We start from the raw sequence: 15,298 nt of genomic DNA, 5'->3' as shown, positions 1-15,298 counted from the left end.
TAGTAACAAGAGATTACTATGTAGTTCTACAATTTTTTAGTAATCTAATTGTATCTTTAATTCCTTTTCTTAAATCCCCTCCAAACTTGAAGCCAAGTTTTTTAAATTTTTCACATGATACTTCATAAGACAGTTGGTTCATAATCCGTTCATCTACAAGTTTAACAGAAACATCTGGAATATCAGAACGTATTATTTCAACAATCTCACTAACCGTAGCATTTGTAGTAAGGACATTATAGATATTATTATCAAAAATGTTTTTTCCTATTACAAATCTCAGGGCTCTTGTAGCATCAGCTATATCAAGATAAGGTCTCTTTTGATTCAGTGCTGTACTCCAAACAGTCAATGGTATGCCCATGCACGCCTGCCAAACAAATTTATTAACTGCTGTATGAAACCTCATGCCTATTGAAGTGCCAAATATTGTTCCGAATCTGAAAACTACATATTTCAATCCAGTTTCAGTACTCATTTTCTTTAAAAGTTCTTCAGATTTTAGTTTGCTCTCTGCATAAGGGCTTTGCGGCTTTAGTTCTTCCTTTGAACAATCTTCATCCACTAAAACATCCTGCGTCCCGTAAACACTGGTCGATGATAGAAATATTAATTTGCATCCAAACTTTTGGCAAGCCTCTGCCACTTTTTTAGTTCCTTCATAATTAACCTTTTCTACCTGGTCCTGAATCTCAAAACTTCCAGCAGCATTTGTAATCGCAGCTAAATGTATAACTATGTCAACGCCTTCAAAATACTTTTCAAGATTCTCTTGTAAGACATCACCTTCAATGAATTGAAAGGGAACATTATCAGGTAAATTAAATAACGAGCAGTATCGTTGGGTTGAAAGATTATCAAAAAGGATAACTCCACCAAAATCATTTGGTTTAATCTCATGAATTAACTTTGAACCTATATGACCTAATGCTCCTGTAATTAAAATTTTTTTCATTTTAGCCTCCTGCCATTATAATAGATTTTTATCCATGCAATACCTTGAGTAGTTTCAAAAAGCTTTTTTCTAGGGTAAATTCACGCCTTACAAATTCAAGTCCAACCTGTGCAATTTTTTCTCTAAGATCTGGATTGTTAATTAGTATCTCCAATTTATGCTCCCATTCTTCAGATGAATTAGCAAGTATACCATTAACTCCATCCTGTATAAAATCTTTGCATTGCCCTATTGGAGAGCTAACAACAACCGCCCCGCCACTCATATAAACAGTAGCTTTAAGAATGCCACGAACAAGAGCTGCTTCATCATCACAAAGAGGAAAAAGACCGATATCCATAGCCATAATTTCACGTATCATTTCAGACTGATTATAGTAAGGGAGAATCGAATATCTTACATTATTAAACGGAGGAAGATTTGGATTATGTCCGACTCCAACGAGCCGTAGATGTAAATTGGAATATTTAGAAAATAAATTTTCTAAAGGTTTATATATTTGATAAAAATTATAAAATGAACTAGGCGAGCCAACCCAACCCAGAACTATTTTATTTTTATCTTTAGATTTAATAATGGATCGGGCTTTATCAAACTCCTCAATCTGTGGTAGATCTGGAATTACTGTACAATTTTTGTTAAATATCGTAACATATTCGGCTGTATATGTGTTGTCCGTAGTAACAGAGTCTACATTAGTTATTAGGCCCTTAAAATCAATTTTTTTATCTAACCATATAGCATCGCCAAAATCATAAACTAAATAAGCCTCGGTTTTTTTTCTAAGATTTTTCACAAATCTCGATTTAGCGACTTTAGTCATGTACACAATATCATATTTCTTAGCAAGATTTATAATATAAACTTCTCTAAAATATGAAACAAGCTCTTGTAATGCTGTAGCGAATAATGCAAATGCTGGTGGAAGTTCTTTTCTTATTTTAGTTTCTAAACGTAGCAATGGAACCGAAAGTCTTGAGATATATTTGATATCAAACCCATTTTTTAAAAATAAATCCCGATATATTAAACCACGTACATACCCACTCGCGTACATATCTCCAGCTTCAAGCACTATTAGCAGTTTTTTCGTCATATTTTATTATATATATTTATCTAAACATGAATTAAAATAGTTTTTTGTTTCAAATAATCCTTTAACAAGTTCGTATTGTGGTATCCAATTTATAAATTTCTTTGCCTTTTCATTACTTATAACAGCATCCCCTATTTCAATCGCTTCCCTTTCTTTGGGCCAATCAATATATCGAACTCTTCCTTTCCCAACAACCTGTACTATTTTTTGTGCTATTTCAGCCACGTTAGTCTGTGTATCTGATACTGCAAAGAAGACCTCTCCATTACTTTTTTCACTCTGAGACGCAAGTATTAGTGCATTAACGCTATCTTCAACATAAGCTATATTCCTCATTTGCGAACCTTTCCCAAAAACAGTAATGTCTTTATCCTGAAGAGCAAGGCCAATGAAAAAATTCATGAAACCAAAATCCGGGCTCTTAATATTTGATCTCGGTCCATAATTATTCGCTAATCTAACTACAGTAGTTTTCATGTGATACGCGCTGCCATAAATCAAGACATACTTTTCAGATGCGCTCTTATTAGCAGAATATATTTCTACAGGGAACTCTGGGTGGAACTCATCAATTGGACTATATTGCATCTTGCCTATCTGGGTGCTTGTTCCAATATGAACAATCTTAATCTCTGGGTTAAAACGGCGAGCAGCTTCCAGCAAATTAATAACACCTTTACAATTTACATCTATATCGATTAATGGTTCTTTCATAGAGTTGGGATGCGAGGTATAAGCGGCACAGTTAAAAAGCACATCTTTATTGATTATGCAGGCACAGATTCCTTCAAAATTTCTAATGTCGTTAAGGATAATGTTCATAGAATTTTTTATATCGTGTACATTGTGCATATTACCACCGGAACGTGGATCCAGACAATCATACACGGTTACTTCAGCACCTAACTCAAGACATTTGTGAGCCAAATTGCTTCCTATGAAACCTAAACCGCCAGTGATAAGGACTCTTTGCCCATCCAAATCAGGGAGATTGATTTTTGACGAAGCTTCCATAATAAAACCTCTATATAAACATTTTAACGGCTGAGAATTTTTCTTATTCCATTGCAAATTGCATCTATTTGGTCATCAGTTAAATTAAGTGCACAGGGTAAATTTATTCCTCTTGAAGAAATATCATATGCAATAAGATTTTTATTCTTATATTTTTCTTCGCAACCTGGATATGCAGGTAATGATGACAATGGATAAAAAAATGGACGGGTAGGTAGACCCATTTCTTCATTTTGTTTCATAGCATTTTTTTTCGTCATATGATGCGATTTTCCAAAAACCAAACCTGTTGCCCAAACACTATTGAAAACATATTCTGGTTCCGCATTGAACTGCAGGTCCTCTATATCACTTAATCTCTCCTTATACATCTTGAATATTTCTCTCTTTTTTGCAACCAGTTCATCCAATCTTTGAAATTGTGCATATCCAAGTGCTGCCTGTACATTAAATGGCATATATTTATAAGTAACTTCGGAATTATAATATGGGATTCCTTTCACCCTTCCGTGATCTCTCAGGAACATACATCTTTCATATAGCTTATCATCATCAAGAAGTAACATCCCACCTTCTCCGGTCGTAATAGTTTTAGTTCGGTGAAAACTAAATACCGAACCTATGCCAAATTTGCCTGCCTTAACTCCTTTATAGCTTGACCCTAGAGCTTCAGCCGAATCTTCAACCAAGGGAATATTATATTTTTTGGAAATGTCAATTAACTCATCCATTAAAGGCATATTGCCATAGAGGTCAACAACAATAATTGCTTTTGTTTTTGAAGTGATACTTTTCTCAACAGACTTCGGATCCAGACACCAGCTATCAGGTTCAATATCACAAAATACCGGAGTGGCTCTTAAGTAAGTTATTGGAGCTGCAGTAGCAATCCAAGTACACTCAGGAACAATCACTTCATCTCCATCTTTAATACCCATTGCCGTAAGAAGTAAATGTATTGCTGTTGTGCAATTAGGTGTCATTATACCATATTTTCGGTTGTGATATTTGGCGAATTCCTTTTGAAAGGTCTCCACATAATAATAGGCATTTTCATACCAACCGTTGCGCATAGCATCTTCAACTACTTTTATCTCGTGTTCTGTAATCCATGGACCTGCCATAAAGATTTGTTTCATCTTAACTCCTTCTGATTATTTAGTTAGTTTTATTTAAGTAATGATAGTTCATATGCTTTCAAAGTTATTTAAATTTCTATCTCCATTTGATCAAAAGTGGCGACTGTTTTAGCAAAAAACTTCTTTGCACCATCCTCTGCTTTATATCGATCTTCCAAAATGCTGTATATTTCAGCATCGAAATGAACTAGCGCCAACATTTTTGAATTTGATTCTTTTGCAATTTTTGCAGCAGTCTCTGGATTAAGATGAGGCCAATTTTTGTCTTCCTGTCCGCTCTTAAAAGCACAGTCCGCAATAAGCAAATCAGAATTTTTTGCCAAAATAACAGCATTTTTACAAAAACCAGTATCGGGACAATAGCTTAGTATCTTACCATCAATTTCAAATCTAAATCCCAATGTGAGAGAAGAATGTAAAAGAGGCATACTTACTACTTTGAAAGGTAAATATCTTTCATCATGTGGAAGCTCAAAGATGGAAGTTTCAAATTCTAATTTATCTAAAGATATTGTAAATGGAGCATTGATAATATTATTCAATATACGCTTAGTGCCTGTGGGACCACATATAGTAAGTCCTTTAAAAAATTTAAATTTATTTAAAATATGGAAACCAATAAGATGATCTAAATGAAAATGGCTCAAGAAGATATAAGCTGGTTTTTTAATACCACTATATTTATTCAATTTATATAATCCATTTCCAGCATCTAGGATAATGATATAATCATCCGTCTCAGCAAAAATACAAATAGTATTTCCAGTGGCTGTATCATACCATCCATTTGTTCCAAGAAAAACAATCTTCATCTTTTAAGAAACCCATCTATCTTTTTTAATTCGGTTAATCACAGTAATCAATGACATGTATGTTTCATCATTAGTTTTTAAACCTTCTTATTTTTCACTAATGGTTTAGCAGGGATGCCAACCATGGTAACCCCATCTGGGACATCTTTAGTAACAACTGCCCCTGCACCGATAATCGCATCATTCCCTATTTTAATCCGAGGAAGAACAGTTGCTCCTGCACATATCCAAGCATTTATACCTGCATGTATGCAGCCGCAAAGAGTTACTCCTGGAGCTAATTCAACACCATCCTCTAAAACGTCTTCATGATCTATACTTGCTTTAGTGTTTATTATGCACTCTCGCCCTACTTTCGCCTCTGCTCCTATAATAGCACCTGCCAAGATTTGTGAGCCAGAACCTATTATTGCATTATCTGAAATCCAAGCTGTAGGATGTGCAATAGTTATTGAAGATAATCCTTCTTTTATTAATAAATCATGAAGTTTTAATCTTACTCTACCGTGAGGATTCCCAATAGCCACACAGAACCCAATTTCTTCTCGATTCTGAGATGCAATCCACTTTTTGAACTGCTCATAACCGCAATATATTTCAACATCTGGAAAAGGAGATTTAAGATTTGGAGTATCGTCAAAGACAGCAACAACCTTTGATCCATAATATTCAATTATGGGACGAACAACCTTTGCCTGACCTGTTCCTCCCCATAATATTACCTTTGGCGGTAGCTTGTTAATATGATTATTTTGCATTCTTACTCTTACTTTCTCTGACAGTGAACTGATACTCTGCAAGTAAATCCTAACCAAGATAACATCATAGCTATATATATTAGACGGCTTTCACCAATTGTAAGTACTATCTTATCGACCACGGTACAACATCTATCATCCCGTCGCCATTTAGAACTTCTTATAAAATCTATAGGTGCAGCCTGATGATATATTTTAATTTTTGTAAAATAATCCTTAATCATATCTAAAATATCTTTGTTTCTAAAATGAACCATGTGCCTTGGAAAATCAAAACCTGCCCAGTATGCCCCATATATTTTGGCATCTAATGAATCCCGACTTATTGTTGAAAATAGAAATTGACCGCCTGGTTTTAGCTTCGATGCAATAATTTGAACTACCTTAAATGGATTGTATAAATGTTCAAGAACCATGCTGGAAATTATAACATCAAAATATTTGTCAGGATAATTATGCAATACTTCCTCTACTGGCCCACAATCTACTGAAAAACCTTCAACTCTTGCTTTTTCCACTGCTGCAGGCACTAATTCGATGCCATACAAATGTTGCCATCCAAGGGATCTCAATGAAATCAAACGATCTCCGCTCGCACATCCAATTTCAAGAAGTTTTCCATTTGGTACGTATTGAGGTACCAATGCTATTCCATTCTTCCATAATTGATTTTTAATATATTTAATATGATATCTTAAATTATATGTACATCCTTTGTATAGTATGCCTGGTTGATTTTTGCATGTAGCGGTACTAGCATGGGGAGAATAATATGTTGGATATAAATTGATAAGTTCATCAGCAACAGGACGTGGATTTTGAAACCAAAGACCACAAAATCTGCATTCTGAAACAAAGTACTCACCTTTAACTTGGTAAAGATAATCTCTACCTCTAAAAATTATAGTACTGTCGTCAGTGCCACATTTAGGACATTTTACTTTCTCTAATTTTTCTTTCATATTTATTTTATTCAGCGAATTTTTTGGCAAACAATAGATTAGACTGGTATTCCAAACGATTTTCAGGAGGTAAGTTATCCATACTGTATTTTTTGCCCAAAGCTCCTTTGAAAATGAGCTGATAACCACATTCACCCATTATTGAAACAATCTCATCTACATTGAAGAAATAGTAGGGAATCCTCACATCCGGTACATTTTCCTGAACAGTAATATACGTCGGTACATCTCCTGCTGAGAGTCTGACAAAAAGAAAGTACGTTGGTTTATAAGCACACAGTTTTTTTAGCAAGCTTAAGTAGTCATTGATATATTGCAGCGCGCTATTAATATAAACAATATCGATATCAGAAAGGTCCACTGGTAAAACGGTATGGAAGTGAATGTGGTCATCGTTACAGAAGAGACTTGCTCCACCCATACACATTTTTTCTTGCTCAATGATATGATAATCCAAAAAACTGCCATTTGGGATAGCATCTCTTATATGAATGTAAGAGATACCCATCCCTCCTCCAAAGTCCAATATTCTAACCTTTAGCTGCTTATGACACATTATTGCTGCTAACAACGGCAATAAAGCATTTTCGTCTTTTATCTCGGCCGGTATTTTGCTATATTTTTTTGATAGCCTGTTCTTTGTCATTATAAATGTATCGTTTACAAATCTATTACTATCGAACCCTCTTACATCCAATGGTAAATCACTCCAATTTAAATAAACTCCTTTCCACGTATATTTTCTTAAATTGGTATAGAACTTGTAAAAAATAATGTTCTTAATAAAATTTTTAATCTTAGATATCATTTTATTAGTGGGCCTTTCAACCAGTCATAACCAATATCTGGATCATCATAGGATAATCGTCCCTCATCTTGTGGGTCATATACATTTGAAGTAATATAAAAAAGATGTGCCGGTCCACTTATACATTTACATCCATGTGCTACACCTGGTGGGATACGCAATACCTGCTGTTGCTGATTATCGCCCATTAGTAATTCCATCGTTTCCTTATAAGTAGAAGACGCTTTTCGTGTGTCATATAACGCTACTTTAATTAATCCATTTGAAACATACAACCAATCGGTTTGTTTCTTATGAATATGCCATGCCTTGATAACACCTGTATACATCTGTGAAACGCTCCATTGCCCGAATCCTTCAGCAAAAAAATCATCAGTAACACGGATAATCTCACGGAAAAATCCTCTTTCGTCTGCATGTGTAATCAAATTTTTTAAAACTACTCCTTTAATCATATTATTAAAACCCTTTGTTATTAAATTCTCTTATTGCATCAGCAACGGTCATAACATCTGAGTCAGTTAATTCAGGGTACATAGGTAACGAAAGTATCTCTTTAGATGCAGTCTCAGTTTCTGATAAGGTATTATCACACGATATTCTTCCTTCATATGCTGGCTGGAGATGTATAGGGACTGGATAATGAATTAGCGCTACTATTCCTTTATTTCTCAAAAATGCCTGTAGTTCATCACGGTATTTCGAACGAACCACATACAGATGATATACATGTGTTGTATTCTTTCTGTGTTTAGGCAAAATCAGATTAGTGTTAGCTAATTCATTTTCATATAATTTTGCTAAATGTATTCGTTTTAAATTATCTTCATCCAGATGGCGTAACTTAACGCGCAACATAGCCGCCTGAATTTCATCTAATCGGGAGTTCCAACCAGAGATGTGACTTATATATCGTTCAGCCCAACCATATTCACGCAATAATTTTGCTTTTTGAGCTAACTCTGAATTATTTGTCACAATCATTCCGCCATCTCCGATTGCACCTAAATTTTTTGTAGGATAGAAACTAAAACAAGATATATCGCCTAATGAACCAACACGTTTGCCTTTGTACATCGCTCCGTGTGCCTGAGCACAGTCCTCAATGATTCTTAGATTATATTTTCGAGCAACCTCTAAAATAGGTTCAAGATTTGAAGGCTGACCATAAAGATGCACTGGAATAATTGCTTTGGTTTTTGGTGTTATGGCTTTCTCTAAATTATCGGGTTCTATTGTATAAAAATCTGGCTCGATATCTACCAAAACAGGCCTCGCCCCTGCTAAATCTATCGCTGCGACGGTTGCAACAGCTGTATGTGATACTGTAATTACCTCGTCCCCTGATGTTACGCCACATGCCGTCAGTGCAATATGTAATGCTTCAGTTCCACTCCCAACACCTACTCCATAAGAAACTCCTATATATTTAGCAAATTCTTCTTCGAACGTCTTAACTTCTTCACCGAGGATATACCATCCTTTGTTAAGCACACTCAAAATTGCTTCATCAATCTGGGATTTATGCGACAGGTATTGAGATAGTGGATTTCCACACAAAATCATTCTAATACTCCTACATTTGGTACATAGACTACCCATTTACCACCGGATTCTTTAAACTTTTGCTCTTTTGCCATTATCTCATCTGCGTGATTCCAACCAAATAGCAATGCGTAGTCAGGATAGTTTGCTAAAAACTCCTCATAAGGCCGCACAGGTATGTGCATTCCAGGGCTAAATTTTCCTTGTTTTATTGGGGTTGTATCACTGATATATTCAATTAAATCCGGTGTTATCTTGCAATAGTTGATGATAGTTGTACTTTTAGAAGTTGCTGCATAGCCAACTATGCGTTTGCCGTGTTTCTTAATGTCGTATAGGAGTGCGATTAAATTGTCGCGTGAAAGTTCACAATTTCGACGAAAAACATCGTAAGTTTGCGATTTATTTAAACCTAATTTTTCTTCAATTTTTAATTGGGCAAGTACATTTTTTGATACTGGGCGCATTCCTTTATGAGCAATCACATAACGCATCGAACCACCATGAGTACTTTGTGGTTCAATATCGACTAACTCCATTCCATGTTGCTCAAATAAATATTTTATTGATGATAATGAAAATAAGAAAACATGCTCGTCATAAATCTGATCATAAGATGTTTTCTGAATGACGTCACCCAAATACGGATCCTCAAACATGACTATACCAGTTGGTTTGAGAAGAATTTTTATTCCAGCCACAACTGAATGCAAATAAGAAATATGACACATTACATTTGCCCCTAAGAATGCATCTGCCTGTCCATGTTCTTTAACAATCTCTCGAGCTAGATCCTCATCAAAGAACCTACAAATTGTTTTGATACCTTTATCAATTGCCACCTGTGCTACATTGGCTGAAGGCTCAATCCCAAGATGACGGATGCCTGCACTGGCAAAGTTTTGTAACATTATCCCATCGTTGCTGCCAATCTCTACAACAAAAGGATTTGGCGACTTAAGATAATCTTTCTTCACATGCTCCGCAAATTCCTTAAAATGAGTCGCCATTCCTTTAGATGTACCGGAAAAGAAAGCATAATTCTCATTAAACATTTGCTCACGATCTGGCTGTTCAACTAACTGAAACATAAAGCAATTCGGGCAAAATGTAACTCTAAGTTCAAAAAAATATTCATCAGCAAATTGCTCTGGAGTAAGAAATCCATTGGCAATCGGCATCTTTCCGAACGACATAAAAGGTTCTATGTTATGACCACAAATTAAACATTCTTTCATAAAATCTCCTCTCATGGAATGAAAATCTGTTTATAATCCTATTTTTAATATATGATTCATTCATAAAGATAATAAAACATATTGTTTGATTCTTAAATACATTATCTGCATACTTAAAAGTATCTTGTTAACTAGTTTTTGGAAAAGTGTAACCTCTCTTATTTTTAAATTTCAGTTTTGTATTCATATTATCTAGAGATTAAAGGTTTCCACCACCATTCATTCTCTACATACCATTTAATTGTATCATTTAGTGCATCCTCAAACGTATAGTGTGGTGCCCATCCCAAACTTTTAATTTTTTCACAATTTAAAGAATATCTAAAATCGTGCCCAAGCCTATCCTTCACAAATTGTATCAAACTTTTTTGCTTTCCTAAACTCTCCAGAATAAGATTTGCAATTTCTATATTTGTTTTTTCATTTCCCGCACCTATATTGTAGATTTCCCCTATCTTTCCTTTTCTAAAAACAAAATCAATTCCAATGCAATTATCTTCAACATAAATCCAATCTCTTACATTTAAACCATTTCCATAAATCGGTAGCGGTTTGTCATATATAGCATTTAGAATTAAAACCGGAATCAACTTTTCGGGATACTGATTTGGACCGAAATTGTTTGAACTACGAGTTATCAAAATTGGCAATCCATAGGTTTTAAAAAAAGATTTAACCAGTAAATCTGCTCCCGCTTTACTTGCTGAATATGGGGATGAAGGATCCAAAATATCTTCTTCATAAAAAGAATCTTTTTCGGTACTCCCATATACTTCATCTGTGCTTATTTGAATATATTTTTTTACTTCATGTTTTCTAGCATATTCCAAAAGATTATACGTTCCAAGCACATCTGTTTTCACAAAAATATTCCCCTCTTTAATCGACCGATCGACGTGCGTCTCAGCAGCAAAGTTAAAAATAAAATCGCATTTACCTATCATCTCAATATCTTTTATATTGCAAATATCGCCTTTTATGAACGTTATTTTATCTATTACGTCTTGTAAGTTTTCCATTTTTCCAGCATAAGTTAATTTATCAATGACAGCAATCTGGCAATTTGGGTATTTTTCTACCATGTATCGAACAAAATTGCTGCCTATGAATCCTGCACCTCCTGTTATTAATATTTTCAATTTATTATTCATGTTTTCACCTTGATCTAATAATCAATTATAGATTTTCTTAATGTCTCGGAGACAAAATCCATATTCTCAAGGTTTGTTATATGTATTCTGCTCAATTAAATTCCTCTCGATAGACTCCCATAATACAATTAAAAAGCATGTGATTTCTCTCACCTAAAGAATTCACTCTTTTTTATTAATTATAGTTTAAGCTCTGAATTATCACCTATAACAAATTTTTTTATATCTGATGATTGATCATTCTTTTCAATGTTTACTTCTTTTCCAATTAAGCTTTTAACAATTTTGCCTGTATTAATGATCTTTGTTCTCTCCATTATAACAGAGTCCTCTACTTTTGTATTTATTAGCTGGCAATTATCACCAATGCTTGTATAAGGACCTATATAAGATTTGGATATGATACACTCTTTGCCTATTATAACCGGGCCATTTATTATAGATTCTTTTATTAGTGTTTTCTCTCCAACTTCCACTTTACCATTTAGTTCACTATTTTCGGTCGTACCTTTATTTTCTATTTTAATACTATCTAAAATTAAGCGATTTGCATCTAAAATAGTTTCAGGTGTCCCAGTATCTTTCCACCATCCATTAACTAAATCGTATCTTACCCGATAATTTTCTTCAATTAACCAATGTAAAGCATCTGTGATTTCCAATTCACCACGCCAAGATGGTTTAATATTATCTATTGCCCTAAATATAACAGGGGTTAAGCCGTAGATACCGACAATGGAGAGGTTAGACGGTGGATTTTTTGGTTTTTCAAGCAGCTTAATAATGATTTTTTTTTGCTCATCCACTAGAGCAACTCCATATTGTTCAGGATTATCAACTCTGGTTAGAAGCAGGCTTGCTTCTACTTCTGTATTGACAAAATCTTTAACAAAATTGGTTATGCCTCCTTTTAATATGTTGTCTCCGAGATACATTATGAATTTATCTTCTCCAAGGAAATTTTTAGAGATTTTTACAGCATGTGCCAATCCTGCTGGAGCTTCCTGATAGATAAATTCTATATCAGCATCCCAATTAATCGATCTAACTGTGTCCATTACTTGTTCCTTGTTTGGACCCACGATAATTCCAATTTTTTTTATACCAGCATTTATCAAATCCTCTATACAATAAAACAGTATGGGTTTATTTGCAATCGGGATTAATTGCTTTTGCTGCGAATAAGTTATTGGTCTTAACCTTGTCCCGTGTCCGCCGGATAATATTAGTCCTTTCATTTTTCTTATTTTTGTAGATTTTCTTGTTATTGCTTTCAACATATATATTCTTAAAGTATATGCCTTAATTTAAAAAGAACTGCTGTATTTATAGCGTAGGAAACATTAAAGGCTATCACACCCCCAACAAGTCCAAACATAGGTATCAATAAAAAATTTAAAACGAGGTTAATAACACCTACTATTATTGCGGCTATAGACATGACTTTTATCCCTTCTGTTCCGATAGAATTTATCAGCCATGAATAAATGCTATTTATGCATGTTAATAGCCCTCCAATTCCAAAAAGAAATGCTAATTTTATATCAAAAGGATAATCATCTCCATATAGCTTCAAGATTATAAATTCAAAAAAGATAATAATTGGTAGTCCAAGAATAACCAAATAAAGTATGACCCTATTTATTCTATTTAATATAACTTTTTTATCTTTATACTTACATACCAGAGGATAAAAAACAGCAATAAACATCCCGATGAATAATCCTACGAAATTTATCGATGAAAAGTAATATGATCTATAAATTCCGATGTCGGCTGTTGTCAGGAATTTATATATTATAATTTTATCAATATTTGCATAAAAAACAGATGCCAATCCCATTAAACTCATATATAATCCATATCGTATCAACCTTTTAGCCCAACACAATTTAAAATTAGGTCGTAAATATTTCTTGACACTATATATCATTAACAATCCTGTAACTCCAAAGGCAATATACATTGAAAATAGAGCTGATTTGAAAGAAATATAATTGCTGAAGAAAAAAACAAAAAAAATTAGCAACAAGATAAGATTAGGAAGCGGTTGAAAAATCGCATATTCTTTCATTTTATGTAAACTTCTAAGCGTACCTGTTGCAAATGTACTGATTACTGAAAGGAATGCAAATATAACAGCCAGATACAATATATCTGTTGAAATGGAAAATATCTTTGAGATTTGAGATGAGAATAAATAATAAATTGAAACAGAAACTAATGTAAAAATAGTTACTAGAATAAATGTTGTACTTATTATTGAAGATTGACTATCAAACTTATTTTTTTCCGCGGTATAAGTAATCATCGCCGTATCAATACCGAGCATCATTGGGACAAGCAAAAACATTGCAATGGTCTGAATGAGAGTAAATTCCCCGTATTCGCTTGGACCAAGAACCCGCCCTGCAAAGATGTTAAAACTAGTGGATAATATAGCTGCAATGCCTGATGCGATTACGATATAAGATAAATTTTTAAGGAATCCTTTTGCATCATTCCCCATTTTCTCGTGAAATATCTTCTCATAGGAAAAACCGATTAAACTTATTGCAATATCTTTCATATACCACACATGTTAATATCATACTCTGAGTATTTTTTTCAATAATATCTTTTCCTATATTCTCAACTTCTCATTATAGTATTTTTTTCAAAATTCAGATTTAATAGGATATACAACATTTTAAATAATTTCGTAAAATTTATGAAACTACTTGAATCAATTTAAAGCCATACCATCCTTTGTATAATTTATTCCATCCAGCATCATTCCTTTTTTTACTTCCCTAAGCATATTATATAGAATATCTGAATATTTATAATTCTTTATAGCTTTTCTAAACCCTGCCGCTGCAATCTTTTTTCTTTCTTCGTCATGCTCAAGATAATATTCAATCAGTTCAATAGCTTCATCAATCGTATTATATCCAACTATTTCTTTTCCAGGTTCAAAAACTTCTGACAATGCGTCTTTGCAGTCACAGATTTGCATGACTCCATTCATTGGAAGCTGATATAGCCTTCCATTACCTAATTCTCCGCTCAGATGCATATTTATTCCAATTTTAGCATTTTGATAAGTATGAACGAACAAATTTGGAGATAAAAAATTCACCCATATCCATTTTCTCTGCAAAAGATAATATCCCCAGAATTTTAATCCCCATGGCCCGTATAGTTTAAATTTATTTCCAAAAATTTTTTTAAGCTTTAATAGTGCATCCACCTTTTCCCTATAAAAAGCCCCAATATATAGTAAATCGATAGTTCTTTCTTTATTATAAATTTCTTCTTCTGTTAAATCAGGATTGTAGTGCCTTTCTACAACACCATAAGGGATCCAAGTTGCTCTCCTCCCACCCCACTCAATGAGTTTGTCTGTCATTTTAACAGGAATATCTTTATGATATTGCACATTTACGCATGTAATATGATCAAAAGCCCAAATATAAGGGACAGTTCTAGCATACGACGAATTAGGATCATCAGAAGACATAAGAACAGAATAAACATCTAATTTATTTATAAACTCTGGATGATATATATTATCACCCGATACAAGAAGAACATCTGCCTTTATACTATCAATCAATCTCTTCAACTCATCATAAGTCCTAAAAAGCTTCTCATCCCTGCTCCTGTAAAGATCATCCAGCACCCATGCATTCTCAATTATCCGCCCCAGATGTTTCCGGTGATCAAATAAGACAAATTCATAATCACTTGTACTCATTTTTTTAAAGCTATCATCGTTATACGTATCCCTATCGTTTTCTCTTAACCCGGCAGAATAGATGATTTTAAGCATATTTTT

General features: G+C 33.8%; 15 protein-coding genes. All 15 read right to left on the bottom strand.

All coding sequences use genetic code 11. From position 1 onward, the window contains the following. Window positions 1-16: 16 nt before the first annotated feature. The 15 genes from MNV_RS18795 to MNV_RS18725 all read right to left on the bottom strand — a co-directional run bounded on the left by MNV_RS18795 (window position 17) and on the right by MNV_RS18725 (window position 15,292). The gene (locus MNV_RS18795) at window positions 17-955 is read right to left on the bottom strand and encodes an NAD-dependent epimerase/dehydratase family protein (RefSeq protein ID WP_096207470.1); all 939 of its coding nucleotides are present in this window, start codon (window positions 953-955) and stop codon (window positions 17-19) included. 28 nt (window positions 956-983) lie between these two features. Next, a complete protein-coding gene (locus tag MNV_RS18790; protein ID WP_096207469.1) occupies window positions 984-2,051 on the bottom strand; it encodes a glycosyltransferase in 1,068 nt (355 codons plus the stop codon). 6 nt (window positions 2,052-2,057) lie between these two features. Beyond that, window positions 2,058-3,065 carry an NAD-dependent epimerase/dehydratase family protein gene (locus tag MNV_RS18785; protein ID WP_096207468.1) on the bottom strand — a complete coding sequence of 336 codons (1,008 nt, stop codon included), beginning with the start codon at window positions 3,063-3,065 and terminating at the stop codon, window positions 2,058-2,060. A gap of 23 nt (window positions 3,066-3,088) precedes the next feature. Then, the gene (locus tag MNV_RS18780; RefSeq protein ID WP_096207467.1) at window positions 3,089-4,204 is read right to left on the bottom strand and encodes a DegT/DnrJ/EryC1/StrS family aminotransferase; all 1,116 of its coding nucleotides are present in this window, start codon (window positions 4,202-4,204) and stop codon (window positions 3,089-3,091) included. Between the two features lie 68 nt (window positions 4,205-4,272). Continuing rightward, window positions 4,273-5,016: an MBL fold metallo-hydrolase gene (locus tag MNV_RS18775; RefSeq protein WP_096207466.1), complete on the bottom strand. Its 744-nt coding sequence runs from the start codon at window positions 5,014-5,016 to the stop codon at window positions 4,273-4,275. Between the two features lie 77 nt (window positions 5,017-5,093). Beyond that, a complete protein-coding gene (locus tag MNV_RS18770) occupies window positions 5,094-5,774 on the bottom strand; it encodes an acetyltransferase (protein WP_096207465.1) in 681 nt (226 codons plus the stop codon). Window positions 5,775-5,782: 8 nt separating this feature from the next. Continuing rightward, on the bottom strand, window positions 5,783-6,736 hold the full coding sequence (locus MNV_RS18765; protein WP_096207464.1) for a class I SAM-dependent methyltransferase: 954 nt from the start codon (window positions 6,734-6,736) through the stop codon (window positions 5,783-5,785). 7 nt (window positions 6,737-6,743) lie between these two features. Further along, window positions 6,744-7,544, bottom strand: coding sequence for a methyltransferase, TIGR04325 family (locus tag MNV_RS18760; protein WP_096207463.1), 801 nt, complete (start codon window positions 7,542-7,544; stop codon window positions 6,744-6,746). Further along, window positions 7,541-7,999, bottom strand: coding sequence for a dTDP-4-dehydrorhamnose 3,5-epimerase family protein (locus MNV_RS18755; RefSeq protein WP_096207462.1), 459 nt, complete (start codon window positions 7,997-7,999; stop codon window positions 7,541-7,543). The genes MNV_RS18760 and MNV_RS18755 overlap by 4 nt, the downstream gene beginning before the upstream one ends. Window positions 8,000-8,003: 4 nt before the next feature. Then, on the bottom strand, window positions 8,004-9,110 hold the full coding sequence (locus MNV_RS18750; protein WP_096207461.1) for a DegT/DnrJ/EryC1/StrS family aminotransferase: 1,107 nt from the start codon (window positions 9,108-9,110) through the stop codon (window positions 8,004-8,006). Then, window positions 9,107-10,327 (bottom strand): class I SAM-dependent methyltransferase, encoded by a 1,221-nt coding sequence (locus MNV_RS18745; RefSeq protein WP_096207460.1) that lies wholly within the window; start codon window positions 10,325-10,327, stop codon window positions 9,107-9,109. Before MNV_RS18745 ends, MNV_RS18750 begins: the two co-directional genes overlap by 4 nt. Before the next feature lie 188 nt (window positions 10,328-10,515). After that, a complete protein-coding gene (gene rfbB / locus MNV_RS18740; RefSeq protein WP_257000122.1) occupies window positions 10,516-11,478 on the bottom strand; it encodes a dTDP-glucose 4,6-dehydratase in 963 nt (320 codons plus the stop codon). 179 nt (window positions 11,479-11,657) lie between these two features. Then, window positions 11,658-12,758 carry a glucose-1-phosphate thymidylyltransferase gene (locus MNV_RS18735; RefSeq protein ID WP_257000121.1) on the bottom strand — a complete coding sequence of 367 codons (1,101 nt, stop codon included), beginning with the start codon at window positions 12,756-12,758 and terminating at the stop codon, window positions 11,658-11,660. Between the two features lie 8 nt (window positions 12,759-12,766). Then, window positions 12,767-14,047, bottom strand: a complete 1,281-nt coding sequence (locus tag MNV_RS18730) for an oligosaccharide flippase family protein (RefSeq protein WP_096207459.1) — start codon at window positions 14,045-14,047, stop codon at window positions 12,767-12,769. Window positions 14,048-14,203: 156 nt separating this feature from the next. Continuing rightward, window positions 14,204-15,292: a glycosyltransferase family protein gene (locus MNV_RS18725; protein WP_096207458.1), complete on the bottom strand. Its 1,089-nt coding sequence runs from the start codon at window positions 15,290-15,292 to the stop codon at window positions 14,204-14,206. Window positions 15,293-15,298: the final 6 nt, after the last annotated feature.

Origin of the sequence: Candidatus Methanoperedens nitratireducens (assembly GCF_900196725.1) — an archaeon.
In the GTDB taxonomy this organism is placed as follows: domain Archaea; phylum Halobacteriota; class Methanosarcinia; order Methanosarcinales; family Methanoperedenaceae; genus Methanoperedens; species Methanoperedens nitroreducens_A.
This window is presented reverse-complemented; position numbering and strand designations above follow the sequence as displayed.

Bases quoted from the DNA above. Each gene is read 5' to 3' on its own strand.
- MNV_RS18795 (WP_096207470.1), bottom strand. From the start codon at position 955: ATGAAAAAAATTTTAATTACAGGAGCATTAGGTCATATAGGTTCAAAG.
- MNV_RS18790 (WP_096207469.1), bottom strand. From the start codon at position 2,051: ATGACGAAAAAACTGCTAATAGTGCTTGAAGCTGGAGATATGTACGCG.
- MNV_RS18785 (WP_096207468.1), bottom strand. From the start codon at position 3,065: ATGGAAGCTTCGTCAAAAATCAATCTCCCTGATTTGGATGGGCAAAGA.
- MNV_RS18780 (WP_096207467.1), bottom strand. From the start codon at position 4,204: ATGAAACAAATCTTTATGGCAGGTCCATGGATTACAGAACACGAGATA.
- MNV_RS18775 (WP_096207466.1), bottom strand. From the start codon at position 5,016: ATGAAGATTGTTTTTCTTGGAACAAATGGATGGTATGATACAGCCACT.
- MNV_RS18770 (WP_096207465.1), bottom strand. From the start codon at position 5,774: ATGCAAAATAATCATATTAACAAGCTACCGCCAAAGGTAATATTATGG.
- MNV_RS18765 (WP_096207464.1), bottom strand. From the start codon at position 6,736: ATGAAAGAAAAATTAGAGAAAGTAAAATGTCCTAAATGTGGCACTGAC.
- MNV_RS18760 (WP_096207463.1), bottom strand. From the start codon at position 7,544: ATGATATCTAAGATTAAAAATTTTATTAAGAACATTATTTTTTACAAG.
- MNV_RS18755 (WP_096207462.1), bottom strand. From the start codon at position 7,999: ATGATTAAAGGAGTAGTTTTAAAAAATTTGATTACACATGCAGACGAA.
- MNV_RS18750 (WP_096207461.1), bottom strand. From the start codon at position 9,110: ATGATTTTGTGTGGAAATCCACTATCTCAATACCTGTCGCATAAATCC.
- MNV_RS18745 (WP_096207460.1), bottom strand. From the start codon at position 10,327: ATGAAAGAATGTTTAATTTGTGGTCATAACATAGAACCTTTTATGTCG.
- rfbB (WP_257000122.1), bottom strand. From the start codon at position 11,478: ATGAATAATAAATTGAAAATATTAATAACAGGAGGTGCAGGATTCATA.
- MNV_RS18735 (WP_257000121.1), bottom strand. From the start codon at position 12,758: ATGTTGAAAGCAATAACAAGAAAATCTACAAAAATAAGAAAAATGAAA.
- MNV_RS18730 (WP_096207459.1), bottom strand. From the start codon at position 14,047: ATGAAAGATATTGCAATAAGTTTAATCGGTTTTTCCTATGAGAAGATA.
- MNV_RS18725 (WP_096207458.1), bottom strand. From the start codon at position 15,292: ATGCTTAAAATCATCTATTCTGCCGGGTTAAGAGAAAACGATAGGGAT.